Below are 22,219 nucleotides of genomic sequence, written 5' to 3'. Positions count from 1 at the left end.
CGTCAGACCGCTTCTTCGCGCTCGGCGCGCTCCCGGATGACGTCCCGGAGGTCGTCGGCGTCGCGGAACTGCTCGAGTTCCTCGCGCTCGATGAGTGCGGTGCCGTCGACGGCGTCGCGTTTCGCGCGGTCGACGACGTACACCGACCGCGTTCGGGTGACCCGACTGATCGAACTCATGATGCGGGCGCGTTTTTCGGCGGTCTTGGTAAACTCCGAGTGGCCGGTGAGGACGACCGACTCGTCGACGTCTTCCTCGTCCCGGCTGATTGCCTTGAACGGCGACCTGACGGTCGGGTGAACGCTGTAGCCGGCCCGGGTAAGCACGGTGACGACCTGTTCGTCGTCCGGGTCCGCTTCCGGATCGTCGGGAGTCGCCTCGGTCTCGTGGACGTCGTCGGCTCCCTCGAGGACGTCGACGGGATTGGTCAGCGGCGCGTTGAACAGTTCCTGCAGCGCCATCGCGATCTCGACGGAGGCGTTCATTCCGTCTTCGTACTTCGAGACGGTCCGTCGAGAGACGCCGAGTTCGTTCGCGAGTCGACCGAGACTCCAGTCGCGACCCTCGCGCTCGTCGGCGAGTAGGTCGCCGTCGATGTTGACGTAGAGCCCGCCCGGGGCGGCGTAGATCAGCGGCGGGACGTCCTCGATGAACAGGTTGTACGCCGTATCGGGGCTGAAAACGGGAACGCCGTGGCGGAAGTACACCACGTCCGGTTTGAGATCCTCGTCGCGACTGCGCAGGCCGATGACCAGTGGCGTCGCCTGGAGGTACGTGCCGAGCCGGCGCATCTCGTGGCCGGTCGCCTCGTTGAACGCGTCGATGTTCCCCAGGATTTTCACGAGGATGAGATCCTCGCCGCGCCGTGCGGCGACGTCGAAACTCTTCGGACGGATCGCACACCGGTCGCTCACCACGAAGCCCGCATCCTCTAACATCGCGGTTACGTTTCCGACCAGTGCGGAACGAGACATAGGGAAACGTAAGCGATTCCTCCTATATCAGTGTTTCCCCAGGAGACCCGGATGCTGTATCGCAATTTCGGCCTCGAGGCACGGATACAGTTATATACTTCTTTCGGGCTGGACCGTTCGGGTCGCGGGCACCGTCGTCTCGGTGCGAAAGGCGTTACGTCTTCGCGACCGAACCACCGACGATGACCGTCGTCGCGCTGGACGATACGGACTCGCGGGAGCGCGGGATGTGTACGACGTACGTCGCTTCGCGGATCGCCGAGCGGTTGTGCCATCCGGCGACCGGTGAAGGGTCCGAAGGCGGGGCCGCATGCGTTCGCCGGATCCTCCTCGTCAGGCTGAACCCGGCAGTCGAGTACAAAACCCGCGGAAACGCCGCACTCGCGGTCCACGTCGACTGCGACCCCGACCGGGCGTTCGCGATCGCACGTGCCGAACTCGAGTCGCTGGCCGAAACTGCCGACGAACGAACGAATCCGGGGCTCGTCGTCGCCGACCACCCTGCCGATGCGATCCCCGAGAGCGCCGCTCGGTTCGCTCGCCGTGCGATCCGCGAACACCTCGATATCGACGACGCCGCCGCGCTCGTCGACCGTCACGGCTACCGGTCGTGGCACGCTGGCGACGGCCGCGGTCGGATCGGCGCGCTGGCCGCGCTCGGAAGCTGGCGCGAACTCGAGGGATGGACCTACGAACAGATCGCCTACCGGGAGCCCCAACGGTGGGGAACGACGCGGGACGTCGACGCCGAGAGCGTCTTCGCCGCGGCCGACCGCGGCTATCCGGAGGCCTGGGACACCGTCGACCGCGGCGAAAGCGAGACTGTCTGCGTGCCCCACACGCCGGGTCCGATCCTCTACGGCATCCGCGGCGACGACCCCGAGACCGTGCGGCGGGTCGCCGCGGGGATCGAGAGCGAACCCGTCGCCTCGAGTCGCCTGTTCGTCACGAACCAGGGGACCGACGTCCACCTCCGGGAGGGATCGATCGCCGACGTTCGCGACGGTCGCGCGTACCGACTCGACGGCCGAGTTGCAAGCGAGCCCGAAACCCGTCGCGGCGGACACGTCTTCTTCACGCTCGAGGGCGAGTCCTCGAGCGACGGAGAGGGTAATCAAGAGCGCGGTGATGTCGACGGCCTCTCCATCGAGTGTGCCGCCTTCGAGCCGACCAAGCGCTTTCGGGACCGCGTTCGCGCCCTTCGAGTCGGCGATCGAATCACCGCCTGCGGCGAGGTGTCGGACGGCACGCTCAAACTCGAGAAGTTCGCCGTCCGCGACCTCGTCCGGAGCGAGCGGGTGACGCCTACGTGTTCCGATTGCGGGCGGACGATGGAGAGCGCCGGCCGAAATCAGGGCTACCGGTGTCGCGAATGTGACACCGACGCGCCGGGGAAAGCGGAGATTCCACTCGAGCGCGACCTCGAAGAAGGGTGGTACGAAGTGCCGCCGTGTGCCCGCCGACATATCGCGAAACCGCTCGTTCGCGGTGGATTCGACGCACAGACACACGTCGAACGGTGACTCCGGGTTCGATTACGCCCCACTCGGGAGCGGCCGCTCACCGCCGAACCCGCACCCAGACGGGGCTCTCGGGACGCGACGTCAACGCTGGCGTCGGCGACAGTTCCGTCTCGGGCGTCGCCTCGAGTCGAACCGAGCGAAGGATTCGCGCGAGGACGAGCCGAAGCTCGAGCAGGGCGAATCGCCGGCCAATACACTGGCGCGCGCCGCCGCCGAACGGGAAGTACGCGTACTCGGGGAGCGACTCGCGCATTTCGGAGGTCCACCGACCGGGCCGGAACGCGAGCGGATCGTCGTAGTATCGGTCGCTGCGGTGGATCGCCCACTGGGAGAGGACGACTCGCGTCCCCGCTGGCACCTCGTATCCGGCAACGGTATCGGGTTTCGTGGTCTGGCGAAAGAGCATATACGTCGGCGGGTAGAGCCGGAGACTCTCACGAACGACGCGATCCGTGCGGGGAAGGTTCGTCTGGGGCGTGAGTTCGTCGACCGCTCGGACCTCTTCGAGGACGCGCTTACGCTCGTCCGGATGCGTTGCCAGCAATCCGAGCGCGTACGTCAACGCGATGGCCGTCGTCTCGTGGCCTGCGAGCAACATGGTGACGAGATGATCCCGGATCTCGTCGTCGGAGAGCGTCCCCGACTCGCCGGCCGACAGCAGTGCCGAACAGAGGTCGGAACTGTCGCCACCGTTCAGTTCGTCACCCGAGGCCCGTCGTCGCCGCAGTATCGACCCGATGACGTCGTCGAGTTCGTCGGTCGCGTTTCGATACCGTCGATTCGCCGGCGTCGGCACCCACAATGGGATCTCCATCGGCACGCGCGAAGGCTCGAACCGGCTCGTGATCGCGTCGGCGGCGGCCGCGATGGCGTCGGTCTCCGCGACGTCGTCGACGCCGAACATCGTCGTCGCGACGATCGACAACGTCAGTCGCGTCGCCGCCCCGTGGACGTCGATCACCTCGCCGTCATCCCATCGCTCGAGTTCGTCGGCGGTTCGATCGAGCATCTCCTCACCATACTCGCGGAGCCGACCCGGATAGAACGCGGGCTGGACGTGCTCGCGGCCGCGCTCCCAGTCGTCGCCGCGGGCGGTGAGCAGGCCGTCACCGAGCAAGTCGCCGAGGAGGTCGATCTCCCGGGGATCCTTGCGGTACCGGTCCGCCTTTCCGGCCAGCACCCGCTCGACGAGCTCGGCGTCCGTATAGCAGACGAACGAAAGTCCGGGGATCGAGACGCGAAACACCGGACCGTACTCCTCGGGAGCCCCCTCCAGAAATCGAAAGGGGTCCCGACCGATCTCGAGGGCGCTTCCAAGCACGGGAACGCGGCCGACAGTCGGAATCGTCTCGCTCATACCCGTTCGTTTCCCGCAAACTCGAGTGGCGTTACTGCCGGTCCGGACCGGTGATTTATAAGTAATGGGAGATACTGCCGAGCGTGTATGAACTACGTTCGCACCCGACTGCGGCCATCCACGCCCGAGCCGGCCGAGCGTACTGCGGAAGACGAGTCCGGCGAGAGGAGAAACGGACCGGACGATTGGAGTGACGAGTCCGGCGGCGGGGACGGGTCCGGTCGTAGGGGAAACGAACACGACGGCAGCGATGGGTCCGATGGTAGAGGAGACGAGCCCGGAGATACCGACGATCGCTCCGGTGGCGGCCGCTTCGCTTCCGGAGTCGAGGACGAACGGCAGGCCCCCACAATCGGTACCGAACAGTACGACACGCCGATCGCGGATCTCGCGGGGAGCGAGGGAGTCGACACGGTACACCTCCTGGCTGGCGGGGTTGCGGATACCGACACGCCGACGTACACGCTCTCGATCGAAGCCGACGAGGCGACGGTTCACCGGGTTCTCGAGTCGGATCCGGACGTCCTCGAGTGGGAGATCGCAAGCGCCGAGACGGGCGTCGTCTACGCGTACGTCCGGTTTCGAGCGCCGCCGGGGGTCGGCGAGATTCGCGAACGATTCACCAGCGATAGTCTCGTCGTCTTGCTCCCGGTAACGTTTCACCCCGATAGCGTCGAACTCACCGTCGTCGGAACGCAGTCGGACCTCTCGAGTGCCTTCGAGACACTCCCGTCGGCGCTCGAGGCGACGGTGCTCGAGGTCGGCACCTACCGGGAGAGCCTTCATCGGGGACGATCGCTAACCGAACGCCAGCGCGAGGTGCTCGCGGTGGCCTACGAACTTGGCTACTACGACCAGCCGAGCGAGACGAGCCACGAGCAGATCGCCGATCGACTCGAGTGTGCACCGAGTACGGTCGGCGAACATCTCCGCAAGGCGGAGAAGCGGCTCGTGAGCGAACTCTTCGAGGATTCGGCCGAGGGTATGAAGACCGGATCACGTTGACGTCGGGCAACGACGCGACGTTCACCCATCGACACGACGCCGTTCGCGTTCGATCGTCGTCACGTAGATTCCCCCGAGGACGACGAGGCCGCCGACCACGGTGACGGCGTCGGGAATCTCGGTGAGCAACGCGAGCGCGAGCAGCGTCGCGCCGACGGGTTCGCCGAGCCAGGCGACGCTGACCACGACCGACTCGAGGTGTTTCAGGACCCAGTTGACGACGGTGTGACCGAAGACGCCGGGACCGACGGCCATGCCGAGAAAGAGCAGCCACTCGCGGGCCGGGTAAGCGACGTAGTCGTGGCCCTGTGCCCCGACGAGGACGAACAGCGTCGCCGCGCAGGCGGTGTAGACGACTGTGACGTAGGGGAACAACGAGACCCGCTGGCGGATCGACCGGCCCGCCAGTACGTAGCCAGCGACGGTGACCGCGCCGAGAAGGGCGAGCGCGTTGCCGAACGTCGTCGCGTCGGAGATCGGTGCCTCGCCGGCGTCGCCAAGGGACATGATCGTCGCGCCGACGATCGCGATCACGATGCCGAGGACGGTCTCCCGGGAGACCCGCTCCCCGAGAACGAGCGCGGCCCCGAGGGCGACGAAGATCGGTTGGGTCTGGACGAGCGTGACGCTCGCGGCGACGCTCGTGTGATTCAGGCTCTCGAACCAGGCCGCGAAGTGGACGGCGAGCGCGACGCCGGCGACGGCCGCGAAGCCACCGTCGCGCCAGGAGAGGCGACGAAACTCCTCGCGGTACCACACCAGCGCGATCGGAGCGAGCAGCGCCGTGGTGAACAGGGTCCGGTAGAAGGCCGCGACCGACGACGGTGCGTGGCTCCAGCGAACCAAAATGGCGCTCGTACTCGCCGCGAACACCGCAGCGGCGAGTGCGACGTACGGCGTCGTCGATCCCTCGAGGTTCCAGCCGTTCACGTCCGAGCGCACTCGCTCATGTGAGGTACCGTTTTCGAAACGGAACTTGCCGTCAGCAGAGACCGGTTAGCGCAGGTCCGCGAACCCGGTCGCGGGGAGCCGCCGGTGTCGTCGAATCCAACCACGCCCGCCTCGTGTTCTTCACACAGATCGCCGATCGACTCCTGTGTACGACGTTATCGCTCGAGTTCGGCGTTCGTCGCCCGATGGCGTTCCCGGAACATCGCCTCGAAGCCGACGTGCGAGACCGGCGATACCGCTCCGGAGAGAGGTCCGAACGGGAGGTCGTAGGCGACGTGATCTCGAAGGACGGTCCGATCGCCGTCGGCGAAAAACGAGTGCGTGTGCACCCACCGGTCGAAGGGGCCACGGACCATCTCGTCACGAAAGTACGCCGCACCGTCGCGACGATCGACCTCGGTAATGAGGGACGTCCAGTACTGGCGTGGGCCGACACCGAACGGGCGCATCGACAGCGAAATCTCCGTTCCGACCTCGAGTCCGTTCCGACCGAGCGTTCCGTCGGGACCGATCACCGACTCGACGCGAAGACCCAGCCAGTCGGGAGTTACCGCCTCGAGTCCGGAGACGTCGGCCGAAAAGGCCCAGACGTCCTCGATCGGGGCGTCGATCGTCGTCCGTCGTTCGTAGGTGGGCATACTCGACCGTACGGTGGGGACGGTCAAAACACCGGCGTTGACGCGGGTGAGAACACGGCGACGGCCGGGCGAATGGACCGGAAACCGTCGGCCCGAACGTCCGGAACGAGAATCGACGCGTTCGAAGACGAGAGGCGGTTACTTCAGTCGCTCCTGGAGAAACGAGGGATGTGCCGCGGTCACACCGTCGATCTCGAGGAGTTCGTCGGAAATAAACTCACCCAGGGCGTCGCCGTCCTCGGCGCGGACCTCCGCCATCAGCATGTGGTCGCCACTCGAACTGTACAGTGCCTCGATCTCGTCGAACCCTTTCAGCGCCTTCGTCGCTTCGACGTAGCGTTCGCTCGCGACGTCGAAACCGACGAGGGCGATGGTCTGACTCGCGAGTTTCTTCGGGTCGACGTCTGCCGAATAGCCGACGATGACTCCGTCCTCTTCGAGTTGTTTGATGTACTTTCGAACCGTGGGTTTCGAGACGTCCGCCCGATCAGCGATCTCGGTGTAGGATGCCTGGGCGTCCTCCTCGAGAACCTGGAGGATCCGATCTTCCGTCGCCTGCGTACTCATACTACTCCGTTTTGCTCCGACGGGAAAATATCTTTTGTATACGAAAACGTTGGGTTCACCGACGGGAGCGGCGTCGATCGCTGGACTTATTCGAACGCTTTCCCCACGTCCGCCAGGAGGATGGTCGATTTCAACGTCGTCAGCGGTCTGGTCTGGCTCGGCTGTGGACTCCTCATTCTGTATCTCGGCTATCTGATCGCGTTTCGCGGGCGGGCAGAGCTCCACGGTAACTACGACGAGTCTGTCGATCCAGCGTACGTCTCGCGATGGGCAGGTGGCACCGCGTTGCTGATGGGCGTCCTCGTCGTGCTCTACGGTATCCAGGAGATCTACTACGGGTTTCGGCCGTACGCCTTGGTCGGACTCGTCGTCGCGTTGCTCGTACTGAGCTACGTCTCCAAGCTCTTCGCGGGCGGCTTCGGCTACCAGGAGTAGTCCCCGAGGTGACAGACGACTGTTCCCCCGTGTACTGTTCCATACCATCGAGTCGACACGTGCGAACGATTCGTCGATTATTTGGTCGTTCACGTCAGTCACCCGAGTGATGCCCTCGAGTCCCCGCTACCGACGGTCGCTTCCGATCGTCGTCCTCGTCGTCGCCCTCCTGACAGCCGGCTGTGTCGCAGTCCCCGGCGATAGCGTCACCGGCGAGGAGATCGCAGACCGCCTCGAGAACGACGAAGTTCCGAGCGAGGTTAGCGCTACGCTCGAGGTCCGGACGGTCGTCGACGGCGAGACGACGCAGTACGAGGAGGACGTCTGGCTCCGCGAGGAGGGAACGACACGGATCGAGACCGGCGACGGCGACCTGATCGTTTCCGACGGCGACCGACGCTGGCACCACGAGCCCGAAACCGATTCGGTACAGTACATCGAGGTCGATCCCGACTCGCAGTCGATGCTCGAGGGGCTGTACGGACAGCAAGAACGGTATCTCACCGACGACTCGTACGCCCTCTCCGACGTCGAGGAAACCACGCTCGACGGCCGCGAGACGTATCGGCTCGCGTTCGATCCGCCGGAAGACGAGACGATAGAGCGGTCGATCGACGTACTCGTCGGGGACACCGAGTACACCGTTCCACTCGAGACGAGCGAGCACGACGTCGAGAATCGACACGCCGAACGGGTGGAGGTCTGGCTCGATCGGGAAACGCTGTTCCCCGTCAGTCACCGCGTCGTCGGCGACAGCGCGGAACTCGAGACGACGTACACCGACCTCGAGATCGAACCCGGTCTCGAGGACGACCTGTTCGAGTTCGATCCGTCGTCGGAATCGGACGAGGCGAACGGCGAAATCGACGATGGTGGCGACGGTGACGAGTTCGAAGCGATCGTTCTCCCATCGATCGAGGAGTTCGAATCCGTCGACGAAGCAGACGAGACCGTTTCCTTCCCCGTCGGAGCGCCCGACCCCGACGCCCTTCCCGATGGAGTCGAACGCAACGGCGTGAGCCGCTACGAGTTCCCCGACGAGAACCGAACGCAAGTATCGGTGTTCTACCGCGGTGCGAATGGGACAGTGTCGACCACCACGAGCGACGGTCCGCGAACGTTCGCGACCGGCGGCGAGTCGATCGAGATCGGAACCGCAACGGGATCGATCGCGACGACCGACGAGGGAACGGAACTCCAGTGGTCGTGTGAGGATCGATACTACTCCGTCTTCGCCGACGACGCGTTCGGAGACGACGTGGCGGTTGACCTGGCGGAATCGATCGCGGACGGCTGCCCGTAGAGCAATCGTCGAACCGATTCTCACGATCGCACTCGAGTGAGAGTGCGGTGACGGTCACCGGCCGATTACGAATCGGTTTCGTTCGGTTCGGTTCCATCCTCTCCGTTCTCATCGTCCTCGCGCACCTCGTCGTCGGCCTCGCTATCGCGGTCGCTCGAGTCGTCGTCCTCGTCGGATTCGACCGCCGACTCCGGGGCGTCCTCCGTCGGAGTCGGCTCGGGTTCGGTCGCTTCGGTCTGTGCCGGCTGAGCCTGCTCCGGGTCCGGCCCCGTCGCTTCGCTCACCTCGTCGGCCATCGCCGGCTCCGAGACGTCGATCTCGACCGGATCGTCGTTCACGGTCCGCCGCGGATCGCGGGACTCCTCACCGTCGGTTGCCGGCCTCGAGCGTGGCTCCGAGACGCCCTCCTCGTCGACGAACTCGACCCGAGACTCCTCGGCGTCGTCGTCGCTCGGCTCGAGTCGACCCTCGCGTCCCGAGTCGGGTCGATCCGAAGCGGCCGCCGCCTCGGCCGACGGCTCGGACTCCCCACGTCGGTCAGGTCCAGCGTCCGAAGCCGCCGATTCCTCGGTCCGCTCGCTCGAGCGACGCTTCCGAACGCCGTATCGGAGCAGTGTGGCACCGACGATTCCTTTCGGGATCGCACGAAGCTGTCCGCGGATCGCCGATCGGAGTGCCGACAGGAGCAACACACCGCCGCTGGCCAGCGGAATCACCCCTGTTTCTACCCCCTCGGTCACCGTCGACCGGACGGTCCCCGTGGCTCGATCGGCCGTGACCGGTGGTTCGTCGTCGGACGAAACATCTACTGCTACGTCGTGATCGTGTTCTTCAGTCATCGTATACACCGAGCGATCGTGCCCGCGGAGAACGTCCACGTCCAGACGGTTCAAGCTTCGACCGGCAGACGAACGCCGAGGGGAGTTCTCACCGAACCGAACTCAGTACGCGACGTGCAACAGGCCGTAAACGACGATCCCGAGCGAAAACGATATCAGCCACAGACCGGCGGCGAGACGTCCCACTCGAGCGTGATTCGTTCGGCGGAGTCCATCGACCGGGCACGCGAACGCGAGCAACAGCGCGTAATAGAGGAGGGGGATACAGACGACGGCGAGGAGAATGTGGATCGCGAGGATGGGCAGGTAGACGAACTGGTAGAGCACCTCGGGACCGGGAAACGGCTGTGGACCGCCGGTCGCGACGAGTCGGTAGAGATAGAGCGTGAGAAACGTCACAAACAGTGCAAACGAGGCCAGCATTGCGGCCCGGTGTCTCGCGACGTCACCCCGGCGGATCGCTCGCCACCCGACCGTGATCGTGACGATCGCCGTCGCACTGATGGCCACGTTCGCGTGCGGAATCGCCGTCAGCACCCACTCCGGTGCCCCCGGAACCGCCGACTGAGGGAGCCGACCGCCGGCTGCCGCGAAGACGACAGCCAACGAGACGACGCTCAACACCGCCGCGATCGGACGGACTCGCTCTCGAGAGACGTACTCCATACGTGGTCGTTCGCTCGAGATGGGAAAGGAGTTACTGTCGGTCCTCGCGGACGACGACGCCTTCGAGGTGTACTGGGGAGGGCCCTCGCTGTTCGGTGTAGTTTCCTGAAGGATTATGCGTGGGTGATGTCCACGAAGGGAGATCACCTGCATCGTGTGTTCGCGGCAGTGCCGCGATTTTCGGTGGACATTGTCCACCCATGCGATGCGTGGGACCGGATTCGAACCGGCGGACCCCTACGGGACAGCGCCCTCAACGCTGCGCCGTTGGCCTGGCTTGGCTACCCACGCTCGCGTTCTCTGTCTGCACTCGAAGGTATCCAGCGTGATTATAAAAGCCCTTTCCTTTGGGTCCGTGCCTGCGGCGAGGTCACATGGAATCGCCCGAGCGGTGATTTGAAATGCGACAGTTGCCAAAAGGTACCATGGCTAAGTACTCGACCGGTTCGTCCTCCGGCGGCGGCGGGACGAACTGCGAACTCTGCGGAGCGGAGAGCGACTCGCTTCGGCTCGCGTCGGTCGCCGGCGCTGAACTCGAGGTCTGTCCGGACTGTGCGCCCCACGACGATACGCCGACCAAAGGACAGGGTCGGGGCTCGAGCGGGTCGTCAGGCTCGAGTGGCTCCTCGAGTGGCTCCTCGAGCGACGGTCCGAGCCGAAAGCAAAAGGCCGCACAGAACGTCGCGAAGGCCAACCCGGTCTGGGATGGCGACTCCGAACACTGGGAGAAAGAGGGGACGAACTACGACGATGACCCGCTCCCGTATCTCGTCTCCGGGTACGGCGAGACCGTCGTCGACGCCCGCCAGGACGCGGGTCTCCAGCGCGAGGAACTCGCGGACGAACTGGGTATCCGCGAGCAGGATCTGCTCGCGGTCGAGCAAGGCCGGGCGACCCAGGCCGGAATCGGTGGCGGCGTCATCGCCGCACTCGAGGAACGTCTCGACGTGACGCTCTCGGAGTGAGGGAATTGTCGACGGTTAGTTCGAACCAGCGGCGAGCAGACTTTTAGTTCCGGACCGTGGAGTGAAACCGATGAGTGGGCAACTGGCGGCGGCGGAACCGTACGCCACGCGATTCGAAACAGAGGTGACGGCGGTCGACGGCCGACAGGTCTGGCTCGAGCGAAGCTACTTCTACGCCGAGAGCGGGGGCCAACCGGCCGACCGTGGGGTGATCGGCGACGTCGACGTCGTCGACGTCCAACTCGTCGACGGCGAGCAAGTACACGTCCTCGAGACCGAGCCGACGTTCAAGGCGGGACACCGCGTCCTGTGTTCGGTCGACTGGTCGTTTCGAATGTACTGTATGCGTGCCCACACGGCAAGCCACGTTCTCTATGGGGCGGGCCGACGGCTACTCGACGATCTCGGCTACGGCGGGTTCGACATCGGCGAGCGAGCGGTTCGAGTCGACCTCGAGACGAGTACGACGGTCGACGACGACATTCTGATCGAACTCGACGAACTGGTCAACCGAGCGGTCTGGAAATCGCGCCCGGTCTCCTGGGAGGACGTCCCGGTCGCCGACGCCCGCGAACGCGAGAACGTCGCGTTCAACGAAGCGACCGAAGACGGGGCGCTCCGGAGGGGGCGCGTCCGACTCGTCACGATCGGCGAAGACGACGGGGGCGGTGGAAACGCCACCGCGATCAGAACCACGAGAACCGGCTCCCGAGCGGAGCCGTGGGACGTCGCGGCCTGTGGCGGAACTCACGTCAGAAACACCCGCGAGATCGGACCCGTCACCGTCCTCGGCCGGTCGAATCCCGGCGAAGGGCTGACTCGGATTGAACTCGCGGTCGGCCCGCGAGCGATCGACCGCCGAACTGTGGAGAAACGAGCCCTCTTCGACGCCAAACGGAGGCTCGGTACGGGAGCCAAAGAGGTCTCGACCGAACTCGAGCGGCTGATCGAAGACCGTGACGACCTCGAGGATCGACTCCGGCGTACGGAGTCCGAACTCGTCTCCGCTCGACTCGATCGCGGCGAGTCGTTCGAACGCGACGGCGAACGATGGCACGTCGCGACGGTCGGCGACGTGGAGACCGAACTCGTCAGTGACGTCGTCCGGAGCCGAATCGACGTTCGAGCGGAGACCGCCGAGGGAGACGACGTGATCGTCGCCATCGGCGAAGCCGGCAGGCCATTCGCCGTCGTTGGGCGGGCCGGCTCGAGGTCGGCGACCGGGATCCTCGACGACCTGACGGATGCGTTCGGCGGCGGCGGTGGGGGCTCGGAGACGATCGCACAGGGTGGCGGATTCGACGCAACGATCGACGACCTCCGGGATTCACTGATGGAGTAACTCTGAGAGGACGGTTCGACGGGTTCGGCGGCTCGTCGACCGGCGGGACGGCGACTCGAGTATCTCGAGTCGAGAGACGAATGCGGGGACGAAGAGGCATGACCCGCACGCACAACCATTGCCGACGGAAATAACTAAGTGTTTTGGTTTCGGTGCGTTCCCGGCGACCGACCGAGAACCACCACGCTGCGGTGCCGTCCGCCCCAGAACGTCGTGGGGACACGCGGCCTGGTCGTCGCGTCTCGCCGGAGTGGGTGTTTTATGGTTCTCGTCGGGGTGGATCTCGGCATGTCGCCAGACCGATCCCCGTGCGGTCGTCGTCGGTTTCTCGAAGTGGGGTCCGGAATCGCCGCGCTGGTCGCCACGGGCCACTCCGCAGTCGCGAGCAACGCGACACAGGACGAAGACCAGCCCGACGAAGCGGATTACGCGAGCATCTACGAGGAGAGCATCGGCGACGTCGTACTCGTCACCGTCCCCGGAGACGAGGGGGCCCCCGGTGGCCTCGGTTCGGGGTTCGTCCTCGAGGAGGGGGACGTCGTCACGAACCACCACGTCGTCGCCGGGACCGACGAGGTCGAGTTGCAGTTCACCGACGAGGCGTGGCGAACTGGGGAAGTCGTCGGCTCCGACGTCCACAGCGACCTCGCCGTCGTGTCCGTCGACGACGTTCCCGACGTCGCCACGGGACTCACGCTCTCCGACGACGACCCGGTAGTCGGCCAGGAGGTGCTCGCGCTCGGAAATCCCCTCGGACTCGACGCCTCGATCTCACAGGGGATCGTCAGCGGCATCGACCGGTCGCTGCCGAGCCCGACCGGATTCGCGATCCCCGCGGCGATCCAGACCGATGCGCCGGTCAATCCAGGTAACAGCGGCGGCCCGCTGATCTCCCTCGAGGGCGACGTGCTGGGCGTCGTCTTCGCGGGTGCCGGCCAGACGATCGGCTTCGCCATCGCCGCCCGTCTCGCGAACCGTGTGGTCCCCGCCCTGGCGAGCGAGGGAGAGTACGAACACCCGTACATAGGTGTCGGCGTCGATCCCGTCGGCCCGCAGGTCGCCGAGGCGAACGACCTCGAGGAGGCAGGCGGCGTGCAGGTAACCGAGGTCGTTCCGAACGCGCCCGCCGACGGCGTCCTCGAGCCGGCGACCGAGACGACGACCATAGACGGCGAACTCGTTCGTACCGGTGGCGACGTGATCTTGGCCATCGGCGATCGCGAGATTCCGAACCAGGATCTGCTCTCGTCGACGCTCGCACTCGAGACGTCGCCCGGCGAAACGATCGAGATAGAGATCGTCCGCGACGGCGAACCGGGAACGGTCGAGTTGACACTCGCCTCGCGACCGGACGTCGACACCCCCTGAAATTCCAGATTGGACAGTCCGTTGTGGGCGTTCGGTGGCCTCGATCTGCGCTTTCCCTTCAGCCGACCGTGACCAACGGCGCTCGGCAGGACACGAAAGACAGATAAAAGGTGCCGGGCTGTGAATAGACATATATGGACGTTCCGTACGACCTCACCTCGTACGTTCGGGTGTTGAAAATGGCGACGACACCCACGACTGAGGAGTTCCTTCAGGTATCGAAAATCGCCGGTGCAGGCATCCTACTCGTCGGGTTTATTGGTTTCGTCATCGGCGGAATCATGCTCCTGTTGACCGGTGGTCTCTGATGGGGATCTACGCGGTCAAGACGACAGCGAGTCAGGAACAAACCGTCGCGGACATGATCATCAACCGTGAGGAGGCCGAGATCCACGCCGCGCTCGCGCCCGACTCGCTGACGTCGTACGTGATGGTCGAAGCCGACGACAACGCCGTCTTGGAGCGCGTACTCGAGGAGATTCCCCACGCACGAAGCATCGTTCCCGGCGAGTCCGACATCTCGGAGGTCGAACACTTCCTCTCGCCGAAGCCGGACGTCGAGGGGATCGCCGAGGGCGACATCGTCGAGCTCATCGCCGGACCGTTCAAAGGTGAGAAGGCCCAGGTCCAGCGCATCGACGAGGGCAAAGATCAGGTGACGGTCGAACTGTACGAGGCGACGGTGCCGATTCCGGTGACGGTGCGAGGCGATCAGATTCGAGTCCTCGACAGCGACGAACGGTAGTTCCGCGACTCGAGTGGGCAACACACCGTGGTCGCGACCGATTCCGACGAGCAGTAGCGAGTTTCAACCCGCCGTTATCGGGTTAGTTCGTTCGCGATTAGTTCCATATCTGCGACCTCCTCGATCTCCTCAAGGAGTTCCTCGCGTTTGCGGACGTCCTCGGAATCAGCGCCGTAAGCGCGGACGTACTCCGCGCGGCTGTGTTCGTTGAACGTGTGGCGAAGCGCGAGGTAGCCGTCCGGAACGATCGTTCCACACACTTTACACTCCGGACGCTCGTGCTCGGTCGCCTGATGGATCACTGCCGATTCGACGTCCTCGAACACCGCACCACAGCCGTCGATTCCGCATTCCCAGGCCATTGAATGCTCGTAATCGATTGTCAGACCTCTTGGTTTTTTCGCAGTATCCCGTCGCTGGTTTGGGTTCCGAACGACCGTCGTCGAATCAGAATCCATAACTCGACCGTCCCGAAAGGGGCTCTCGTGAACGACGGCGGAGTCACTCGCGTGGACTGTCACGTCAAGGTACTCGACGACGCGATCGTCGAGCGAGCCACGCGCGTCGGTCTCGACGTCGTCGTCTACGCGCCACACTTCACCCGTCTTCCCGACATCAGAGAGCGTGCCGCCGCCTACTCGAGCGACGAGTTGCTGGTCGTCCCCGGCCGCGAGGTGTTTACCGGCGCCTGGCACGATCGTAAACACGTCCTCGCGCTCGGCCTCGAGGAGCCTGTTCCGGATTTCATCCCGCTGGAGACGGCGATGGCGGAGTTCGAACGCCAGGACGCGACGGTACTCGCCCCCCATCCGGAGTTCGCGACGGTGAGTCTCACGGGTGCGGACGTCAGACACTACGCCGAGACGATCGACGCGGTGGAGGTGTTCAACCCGAAACACCTCCCGTGGCACAACCGTCGGGCACGCGAACTCGCGGACGAACTCGCCCTCTCGCCGTTTACGTCGTCGTACGCCCACCTCCCAGACACCGTCGGGGTCGCCCACACTGTCTTCGAGTCGGCGATCGACACCGAGGCGGACCTGCTCGAGGCGTTCGAGGCGGAGATCGCTCGGCGGATCGTCTACAAAAACGGCCTACAGCGGGTACGAACGACGGCGCGCGAACTCACACACCTCTGTTACGAAAATACCTGGAAGAAGGCCGATCGGCTCTTTCTGTCGGGGCTCGAGCCGACTCACCCGAGACACATCGCCTACGACGGTCGGTTCGACGACGTCGCGGTCTACTGATCCTCGAGGGCATCGGCGATCCGCTCGAGTTGGATGCCGACGTAACACAGTGCCTGCGTCTGCATGATCGCGGGGTCGTCGCTCCACTCGTTGGTGATGTACGCCGCCTGTTTTCCGGCTCGGTCGAGATGGTCGTCGTCGGACATCGGTCCTGCTTCCACGTCGAAACGTGAAACGATTCGGGGTCGCTCGGAAACGGGCCCGCGACCGTCCCACTACCGAGTGTCGACGCTCGAGAGCGTTTCCTCGACCCGATCCCAGTGGCTCCCGCGCCAGAAGTGCTGACCGCAGGCACGACACCGCCAAACTGCCGTCTCCGCGGGGTCGGGAGCGTACGTCGGTGTCGATGCCGACTCGCCGACGGGCTCGAGTCTCCCGTTACACCGACCGCACCGTTCGGGCTCGTCGGGGAGCGTGAGATCGACGCCGACGGCCGCGAGTTCGGCGAGTTGGCCCTCGAGGTCGCGGGACTCGAGGAGAATCGACCGCTCGGCCCGGTTCGAACACGCAACGTCACGGGTGAGGATCGTCCGACCTTCGTCGCGGGCGACTGCGAGCAAGTCGTCGTCGGCCTCGAGACCGCGGTCGCCGGCGTACGCTGTATCGTAGTTGCACATCCGCAGGTACGAGACGAGGCCGCCGCACATGACGTCGAGGAGGAGTCGCATGGGTTCGGAATCGAATCGGTATGCGGGAGGAATTACTCGAGGAACGCCCGAAGCTCCTCGAGTTCCCAGGTGTTGATCACGTCGGCGGGCTCGGCCCAGCCGCGACGCGCCGTGTGGACTCCCCAGCGGAGGTACTCGAGCGTCGAGGGCTGGTGGGCGTCGGTGTTGACGGCGATCGGTGCACCCTCCTCGATTGCGGCCTGGACGGCGCTGCCCCAGAGATCGAGTCGTCGCGGGTTGCTGTTGATCTCCAGGGCGGTGTCGTGGTCGGCCGCGGCCCGTGCGAGGGCCGTCGCGTCGAACTCGAGCCCGGAGCGTTCGTTGAGCAGTCGGCCGCTCGGGTGGCCGAGGATATCGACTGCCGGGTTCTCGACGGCGCAGACGAGTCGTTCGATGGCAGTCTCGGCGTCCTGATCGAGCGCGCTGTGAGGCGAGGCGACGACGACGTCGAGGGCGTCGATCACCGCACTCGAGAGGCCGATATCGCCGTCGGCGTCGACGTTCGCCTCGATTCCCGCGAGGACCGCGATATCGCTCGCTGCATCGACTTCGCGGATCGCTTCGACCTGCTCTAAGATCTCGGTGTCGGAGAGACCCATCCCCCCGACGACGCCGGGGCCCTCGGCGTGGTCGGCGACGGCGTAGTAGTCGTACCCTCGGCGCTCGGCTTCGGCGACCATCGCCTCGATCGTGGTGTTGCCGTCGGACCACTCGGTGTGGGTGTGGAGATCGCCCCGGACGTCCTCGCGGGTGAGGAGATCCGGGAGTTCGCCGGCTTCGGCGGCGTCGATCTCGCCGCGGTCCTCTCGGAGTTCCGGCGGAATCCACGGCAATCCGAGCGCCTCGTACATCCCCGCTTCCGTCGGGCCGGCGACCCGCTCCCCGACGCGCTGCCTTCCGTCGGTCTCCTCGCCAGCTTCCTCGTCGCCGACTGCGCTCACGTCGAAGGCACCGTACTCGTTTAGCTTCATCTCGCGGTCGATCGCGTAGTTTCGAAGGCGGACGTTGTGGTCTTTGCTCCCCGTGAAGTACTGGAGTGCGGAGCCGAACTCCTCGGGGGCGACGACGCGAAGGTCGACGCGGATCTCGCCGACGCGGACGCTGGCCTTCGTGGGACCCGACTCGATCTCGCCGTCGACAGAATCCCAGTCGACGAACGCGTCGACGACCTCCTCGCCCGTTTCGGTTCCCACCAGCACGTCGACGTCGCCGATCGTCTCGCGCCACCGACGGATCGACCCCGCAACCTCACACCGGTCGACCGTCTCGATCGAGTCGAGGTGCGCGAGGACGTCGTCGGCGAGGGGGCGTCCCTCCCCGAGGAGGTACCGCTGGCCGATCTGGCGGGCGAACTCGAGGTTGTCGCGGATGTTCTCCTCCGTTTTGGGGCCGAAGCCTTTGACCGCCTGGATCTCGCCGGCGTCAGCCGCCGTCTCGAGGTCGTCGAGGGTCTCGACGCCGAGTTCGCGATAGAGTTTGCCGGCGGTCTTCGGGCCGACGCCCTCGACGCGGGTGATGTCGGCGATGTCGATCGGAAGGTCGGCGCGCAGCTCCTCGAGTTCCTCGATGGTGCCGGTCTCGACGTACTCGACGATCTTCGAGGCGATTGCGTCGCCGACGCCGTCGATCTCCTCGAGCGTCTCGCGGTCGCCGTTGGCGACGTAGTCGGCTACCGGCGAGGGATGGGCGCGGACGTTCTCCGCCGCACGGCGGTACGCTCGGGGTTTGTACTCGACGTCGTCGGCCTCGAGGAGGTCGGCGAACTCCTCGAAACGGCCGGCGATCTCCGCGTTCGTCGCCATCAGCGACCCCTCCGGGCGCTGGCGTCGTCCTCGCGGCCCAGCGCCTTCTTGAGAAAGGACATCCAGCGTTTCGTGTCGGCCGCTTGCTGGGCCTGCTGTTCGCGCTCTAAGTCGGTCGGGCCGAGGCTCTCTAAGGCGTTCAGCGCGCGGTCGATCCCGATAACGCTCCGGGTGAGTTCCTCGCCTTCCTCGCGGCTGATGTCGCCCTCCTCGATCCGCTCGAGGCGGGTGGTTCGCTCGCGTCTGAGGTTGCGTTTGGCCTGCTCGACGCGCTCGCGTTCGCCCGCAGGAACCGTCTCGCGACGTTTGATCTCGAAGACGAACGTCCGGAGATCGATCTCCTCACCCTGGACTGCGATCGTCTCCGGGATCCCCGCGCCGACGGTCGCCCCGTCGCGCTCGACGCGCTCGAGCAGTTGTTTGCGCTCGTACTCTTTCACGGCCGTTCGTTGGAGCCAATCGGGCAAAAGTGTGGTCGTGGTGTCTCCCGGTGGCCTGGCGAAGCGGATCACGGCCGACCGACTCTCGAGACGAAGCGTCGAGGAATTCACGACGCCTTCCGTCGCCGACCGGGACGCGATGCTCGGAACCCCCGCTCCTCGAACACTGCTCGCACAAATCTGCCAGACCAACAAACTCTTTTGTACGAACACGGGTCCGAAAGGTTTTGCACGGGTATTTCCTGCTGATAACATATACACCACACATATCATATCTCTGTAAGAACTAAATACGTCCGAGTGGCCGATAGCGACGAATGACCGAACGCACCGCCGTCGTCCTCGCAGCCGGGGAGGGAAATCGACTCCGACCGCTTACGCGCCACCGGCCCAAACCGATGCTGTCGGTTGGCGTTCGACCGATTCTCGAGCACACGCTGGACGCGCTGGTCGACGCAGGGATAACGTCGATCGTCGTCGTCGTGGGATACAAACGGACGGACGTCCAGTCGTACTTCGGACCGAGTTATCGGGACGTCCCGATCACGTACGTTACACAGGAGAAACAGCTCGGGACCGGCCACGCCGTTCTGACGGCAGAGTCGTCCGTCGACGAAGATTTCCTCGTCGTCAACGGCGACCAGGTGATCGACGCCACACTGGTTCGAGACGTTCTCGACGCACACGACGAACACGATTCGGCCGCCACTCTCGGGTTGATCTACCGGGTCGACGTCGGGGAGTACGGCGGCGTAATAACCGACGGCGAGGCAGTCGTCGAACTCGTCGAGGGTCCACAGGACGACCGCGACTATCGACTCAACGTCGGAGTCTACTGCTTCGAGCAGACGGTGTTCGAGGCGATTCGTCGAACCGCGCCACGGGCTGGCGAGCACCTGCTCGTCGATGCGATCGACCACCTCATCGAGATCGGAAACACCGTCCACGGCGTCGAATCAGATGGGTTCTGGGCGGAGGCGAACTACCCGTGGGATCTGCTGGGACTCTCTCAGACGCTCGTCGCGGAAGATCCCCTGATCGAAGAGCCGCGGATTCCGGAGTCGACGAACGTTCACGAATCCGCGACGATCAGGACACCAGTCGTCGCGGCCAGCGATTGCGAAATCGGTCCCGGGGCGGTCGTCGGGCCCTACACCTGTCTCGGGACGAACACGGCCGTCGAATCGAACGCTGTCGTCGAACGCTGCCTCGTCGACACGGACGGTCGAATCGGTCCCAATGCGACGTTGGTCGATTGTGTGATCGGCCGCGGCGTCCGCATCGGCCCCGGAACGACGGCACCCGGGGGTCCAGCCGACGTTCGCGTCGCAGACCGAATCTACGAGGGCCGACAGCTGGGTGCCCTTCTCGGGGATCGCGTGAACGATCGCGGCGGTTCGACGTACGCCCCCGGCGCGGTCGTCGGTGCCGATGCCACCGTCCGGAGCGGAGCGATCGTCGACGGCTGTAACAGAAGCGCAATCGAGGTCGACCGGTGATGTGTGGGATTATCGGCTACGCGGGTTCCGATCCCGATACGACGGAAAACGTCCTGTTGGACGGCCTCTCGAGTCTCGAGTACCGTGGTTACGATTCGGCTGGAATCGCAGTCGCCAACGGGATGCTAGACGTCTACAAGCGATCTGGTGAGCTCTCGGTGCTCGAGAGCACACTCGACGGCAAGACGGTGACGGGACCGGTCGGTATCGGACACACCCGATGGAGTACGCACGGTCCCCCGACGGACGAAAACGCCCATCCGCATACGGGTTGTTCCGACCGAGTCGCGGTCGTTCACAACGGGATCATCTCGAACGACGAGTCGCTCAAATCAACGTTAACCGATGCAGGACATACCTTCGAGAGCGACACTGACACCGAGACCGTCCCACACCTGATCGAACGGTTTCTCGACCGGGGCTACTCACCAGCGGAGTCGTTCCGGCACGCGATCAAGCGTCTCGACGGCAGTTACGCGATCGCCGCGATCTTTCACGACTCGGACGAGATCTACGCAACCCGGCGTCAGTCCCCGCTGGTCGTCGGCCTCGGAGCGGACGCCACCTATCTCGCGAGTGACGTTCCGGCCTTCATCGAACACACCGATCGGGTGATCTATCTCGAGGATAGACAGGTCGCCCGTCTTACGCCGACGGACGTCGTAATCACGGACGATGACGGAGAGCGTGTCGATCCCGCTGTCGACGTGGTCGACTGGGACCCCGAAGACGCCGGCAAGAGTGGTTACGACCACTACATGCTAAAGGAGATCTACGAGCAACCGCAGGCGATCCGCCAGAGTACGAGGGGGCGGATCTTGGAACTCGACGGATCGGTCACCTTGCCGGATCTTCCCGAGTCGATCGTCGAGGAAACCGACCGCGTGCAGTTCGTCGCCTGTGGCTCCTCGTACTACGCGACCCAGTACGGCGCGGCGTTGCTTCGCGAACGCGGCATTCCAACACAGACGTTCGTTGCGAGCGACTACGACGTCGAGCGGATCCCCCTCGAGTCCGGCACGCTCGTCGTCGGCGTGACCCAGAGCGGCGAGACTGCAGACACGCTCGGCGCGCTCAGAGACGCAAACCGCGCCGGCGCGACGACACTCGCCGTGACGAACGTCGTTGCCAGTTCGGCAGCACGCGAGTGCGATGCCACGGTCTACATCCGTGCCGGCCCCGAGATCAGCGTCGCAGCCACGAAGTCGTTCGCGAGTCAGCAGGCGACAGTGGCGATACTCGCGAGCGTCCTCGATGGCCGTCGCCCGAACCCCTTCCTCGGCGGGCTCCGTGATCTTCCATCGGACATCCAGCGGGTGCTCGATACCTCGAACGCGCGTGAGATCGCGGCGGAGATCGTCGACGCCGACGCTTACTTCTTCATCGGTCGGGGCTACCAGTGGCCGGTCGCGCTCGAGGGGGCGCTCAAGATGAAAGAGATCACGTACGCACACGCCGAGGGATTTCCGGCGGGTGAACTGAAACACGGTCCGCTCGCGCTGGTGACCGAGCGAACGCCGGTCGTCGCGCTCGTAACGGGTAGCAACGAGGTCGTCGAAAAGACGGTCGGCAACGTCAGGGAGGTCGAATCCCGCGGCGCACCGGTGGTCGTCGTCACCGACTCGCCCGAGGACGTCGCTCACCTCGCGGACTTCGTTCTCGAGGTTCCCGAAACCAACCCGGCCCTCGTGCCGGTGGTGACGAACGTGCAGTTACAGCTACTCGCCTACTGGACGGCGTACGAACTCGATCGACCGATCGACAAGCCGCGGAATCTGGCCAAAAGCGTCACCGTCGAGTGAGACGGCCTGCTATCGACCAATTCCGGCACAACTACCGCGATTGGATCCGACCGCCCCGATCCGCAATAGCTATCCGTCGA

Annotated in this window: 24 protein-coding genes and 1 tRNA gene; 12 read left to right on the top strand and 13 right to left on the bottom strand. The window is 65.0% G+C overall.

Going from position 1 to position 22,219, the window contains the following annotated elements:
• Positions 1-2 precede the first annotated feature (2 nt).
• A complete protein-coding gene (locus FYC77_RS05010; RefSeq protein WP_149080412.1) occupies positions 3-974 on the bottom strand; it encodes a transcriptional regulator in 972 nt (323 codons plus the stop codon).
• Positions 975-1,156: 182 nt separating this feature from the next.
• Here FYC77_RS05010 and FYC77_RS05005 point away from each other — a divergent pair, with 182 nt between their 5' ends.
• Complete coding sequence (locus tag FYC77_RS05005; protein ID WP_149080411.1) at positions 1,157-2,497, top strand: tRNA(Ile)(2)-agmatinylcytidine synthase; 1,341 nt, start codon at positions 1,157-1,159, stop codon at positions 2,495-2,497.
• 37 nt (positions 2,498-2,534) lie between these two features.
• Here the strand turns inward: FYC77_RS05005 and FYC77_RS20120 are convergent, their stop codons facing one another.
• Complete coding sequence (locus tag FYC77_RS20120) at positions 2,535-3,854, bottom strand: cytochrome P450 (RefSeq protein ID WP_162354475.1); 1,320 nt, start codon at positions 3,852-3,854, stop codon at positions 2,535-2,537.
• Positions 3,855-3,941: 87 nt separating this feature from the next.
• Here FYC77_RS20120 and FYC77_RS20115 point away from each other — a divergent pair, with 87 nt between their 5' ends.
• Positions 3,942-4,859 (top strand): helix-turn-helix domain-containing protein, encoded by a 918-nt coding sequence (locus FYC77_RS20115; protein WP_162354474.1) that lies wholly within the window; start codon positions 3,942-3,944, stop codon positions 4,857-4,859.
• A gap of 21 nt (positions 4,860-4,880) precedes the next feature.
• On the opposite strand, the gene FYC77_RS04995 is transcribed toward FYC77_RS20115, so the two are convergent.
• The 3 genes from FYC77_RS04995 to lrpA1 all read right to left on the bottom strand — a co-directional run bounded on the left by FYC77_RS04995 (position 4,881) and on the right by lrpA1 (position 7,015).
• Positions 4,881-5,801, bottom strand: coding sequence for a DMT family transporter (locus FYC77_RS04995; protein WP_394349012.1), 921 nt, complete (start codon positions 5,799-5,801; stop codon positions 4,881-4,883).
• Positions 5,802-5,965: 164 nt separating this feature from the next.
• The gene (locus FYC77_RS04990; protein ID WP_149080408.1) at positions 5,966-6,448 is read right to left on the bottom strand and encodes an SRPBCC family protein; all 483 of its coding nucleotides are present in this window, start codon (positions 6,446-6,448) and stop codon (positions 5,966-5,968) included.
• Positions 6,449-6,586: 138 nt separating this feature from the next.
• Positions 6,587-7,015 carry an HTH-type transcriptional regulator LrpA1 gene (gene lrpA1 / locus FYC77_RS04985; protein WP_149080407.1) on the bottom strand — a complete coding sequence of 143 codons (429 nt, stop codon included), beginning with the start codon at positions 7,013-7,015 and terminating at the stop codon, positions 6,587-6,589.
• A 120-nt stretch (positions 7,016-7,135) separates the two neighbouring features.
• On the opposite strand from lrpA1, the gene FYC77_RS04980 reads away from it, so the two are divergent.
• Positions 7,136-7,450 carry a hypothetical protein gene (locus FYC77_RS04980; protein ID WP_149080406.1) on the top strand — a complete coding sequence of 105 codons (315 nt, stop codon included), beginning with the start codon at positions 7,136-7,138 and terminating at the stop codon, positions 7,448-7,450.
• A gap of 109 nt (positions 7,451-7,559) precedes the next feature.
• A complete protein-coding gene (locus tag FYC77_RS04975; RefSeq protein ID WP_149080405.1) occupies positions 7,560-8,753 on the top strand; it encodes a LolA family protein in 1,194 nt (397 codons plus the stop codon).
• Positions 8,754-8,818: 65 nt separating this feature from the next.
• Here the strand turns inward: FYC77_RS04975 and FYC77_RS04970 are convergent, their stop codons facing one another.
• From FYC77_RS04970 to FYC77_RS04960, 3 genes are all read right to left on the bottom strand, one after another.
• Positions 8,819-9,592, bottom strand: coding sequence for a prolipoprotein diacylglyceryl transferase (locus tag FYC77_RS04970; RefSeq protein ID WP_149080404.1), 774 nt, complete (start codon positions 9,590-9,592; stop codon positions 8,819-8,821).
• A 102-nt stretch (positions 9,593-9,694) separates the two neighbouring features.
• On the bottom strand, positions 9,695-10,258 hold the full coding sequence (locus FYC77_RS04965) for a DUF420 domain-containing protein (protein ID WP_149080403.1): 564 nt from the start codon (positions 10,256-10,258) through the stop codon (positions 9,695-9,697).
• A gap of 206 nt (positions 10,259-10,464) precedes the next feature.
• A tRNA-Leu gene (locus tag FYC77_RS04960) sits at positions 10,465-10,549 on the bottom strand.
• A 134-nt stretch (positions 10,550-10,683) separates the two neighbouring features.
• On the opposite strand from FYC77_RS04960, the gene FYC77_RS04955 reads away from it, so the two are divergent.
• The 5 genes from FYC77_RS04955 (at position 10,684) to FYC77_RS04935 (ending at position 14,678) form a co-directional block, all read left to right on the top strand.
• Entirely contained in the window at positions 10,684-11,223 is a 540-nt protein-coding gene (locus FYC77_RS04955) for a helix-turn-helix domain-containing protein (protein WP_149080402.1), read from the top strand.
• A gap of 70 nt (positions 11,224-11,293) precedes the next feature.
• On the top strand, positions 11,294-12,565 hold the full coding sequence (locus FYC77_RS04950) for an alanine--tRNA ligase-related protein (RefSeq protein ID WP_149080401.1): 1,272 nt from the start codon (positions 11,294-11,296) through the stop codon (positions 12,563-12,565).
• Between the two features lie 288 nt (positions 12,566-12,853).
• The gene (locus tag FYC77_RS04945) at positions 12,854-13,933 is read left to right on the top strand and encodes a S1C family serine protease (protein WP_149080400.1); all 1,080 of its coding nucleotides are present in this window, start codon (positions 12,854-12,856) and stop codon (positions 13,931-13,933) included.
• A gap of 134 nt (positions 13,934-14,067) precedes the next feature.
• Positions 14,068-14,241: a protein translocase SEC61 complex subunit gamma gene (locus tag FYC77_RS04940; protein ID WP_149080399.1), complete on the top strand. Its 174-nt coding sequence runs from the start codon at positions 14,068-14,070 to the stop codon at positions 14,239-14,241.
• Positions 14,241-14,678: a transcription elongation factor Spt5 gene (locus tag FYC77_RS04935; protein ID WP_149080398.1), complete on the top strand. Its 438-nt coding sequence runs from the start codon at positions 14,241-14,243 to the stop codon at positions 14,676-14,678. Before FYC77_RS04940 ends, FYC77_RS04935 begins: the two co-directional genes overlap by 1 nt.
• Positions 14,679-14,752: 74 nt before the next feature.
• Here the strand turns inward: FYC77_RS04935 and FYC77_RS04930 are convergent, their stop codons facing one another.
• The gene (locus FYC77_RS04930) at positions 14,753-15,040 is read right to left on the bottom strand and encodes a DUF7565 family protein (RefSeq protein WP_149080397.1); all 288 of its coding nucleotides are present in this window, start codon (positions 15,038-15,040) and stop codon (positions 14,753-14,755) included.
• A 123-nt stretch (positions 15,041-15,163) separates the two neighbouring features.
• On the opposite strand from FYC77_RS04930, the gene FYC77_RS04925 reads away from it, so the two are divergent.
• Positions 15,164-15,928 carry a PHP domain-containing protein gene (locus tag FYC77_RS04925; protein WP_238386789.1) on the top strand — a complete coding sequence of 255 codons (765 nt, stop codon included), beginning with the start codon at positions 15,164-15,166 and terminating at the stop codon, positions 15,926-15,928.
• Here the strand turns inward: FYC77_RS04925 and FYC77_RS20340 are convergent.
• The 4 genes from FYC77_RS20340 to FYC77_RS04910 form a co-directional block, all read right to left on the bottom strand.
• A complete protein-coding gene (locus FYC77_RS20340) occupies positions 15,922-16,074 on the bottom strand; it encodes a hypothetical protein (RefSeq protein ID WP_200840340.1) in 153 nt (50 codons plus the stop codon). The two genes, FYC77_RS04925 and FYC77_RS20340, sit on opposite strands and share 7 nt — an antisense overlap.
• 69 nt (positions 16,075-16,143) lie before the next feature.
• A complete protein-coding gene (locus FYC77_RS04920) occupies positions 16,144-16,596 on the bottom strand; it encodes a Mut7-C RNAse domain-containing protein (RefSeq protein ID WP_149080395.1) in 453 nt (150 codons plus the stop codon).
• 32 nt (positions 16,597-16,628) lie between these two features.
• Positions 16,629-18,398 (bottom strand): DNA polymerase/3'-5' exonuclease PolX, encoded by a 1,770-nt coding sequence (gene polX, locus FYC77_RS04915; RefSeq protein WP_149080394.1) that lies wholly within the window; start codon positions 18,396-18,398, stop codon positions 16,629-16,631.
• Positions 18,398-18,838: a DUF5788 family protein gene (locus FYC77_RS04910; RefSeq protein WP_149080393.1), complete on the bottom strand. Its 441-nt coding sequence runs from the start codon at positions 18,836-18,838 to the stop codon at positions 18,398-18,400. Before FYC77_RS04910 ends, polX begins: the two co-directional genes overlap by 1 nt.
• A 317-nt stretch (positions 18,839-19,155) precedes the next feature.
• Here FYC77_RS04910 and FYC77_RS04905 point away from each other — a divergent pair, with 317 nt between their 5' ends.
• Together FYC77_RS04905 and glmS are read left to right on the top strand one after the other, a co-directional pair.
• Complete coding sequence (locus FYC77_RS04905; protein WP_149080392.1) at positions 19,156-20,337, top strand: sugar phosphate nucleotidyltransferase; 1,182 nt, start codon at positions 19,156-19,158, stop codon at positions 20,335-20,337.
• Positions 20,337-22,139: a glutamine--fructose-6-phosphate transaminase (isomerizing) gene (gene glmS / locus FYC77_RS04900; RefSeq protein ID WP_149080391.1), complete on the top strand. Its 1,803-nt coding sequence runs from the start codon at positions 20,337-20,339 to the stop codon at positions 22,137-22,139. The genes FYC77_RS04905 and glmS overlap by 1 nt, the downstream gene beginning before the upstream one ends.
• Positions 22,140-22,219: the final 80 nt, after the last annotated feature.

It is taken from the genome of Natrialba swarupiae, from assembly GCF_008245225.1.
In the GTDB taxonomy this organism is placed as follows: Archaea; Halobacteriota; Halobacteria; order Halobacteriales; family Natrialbaceae; genus Natrarchaeobius; species Natrarchaeobius swarupiae.
The sequence above is the reverse complement of the archived record's forward strand: the minus strand, read 5'-3'. Positions and strand labels throughout refer to the sequence as shown.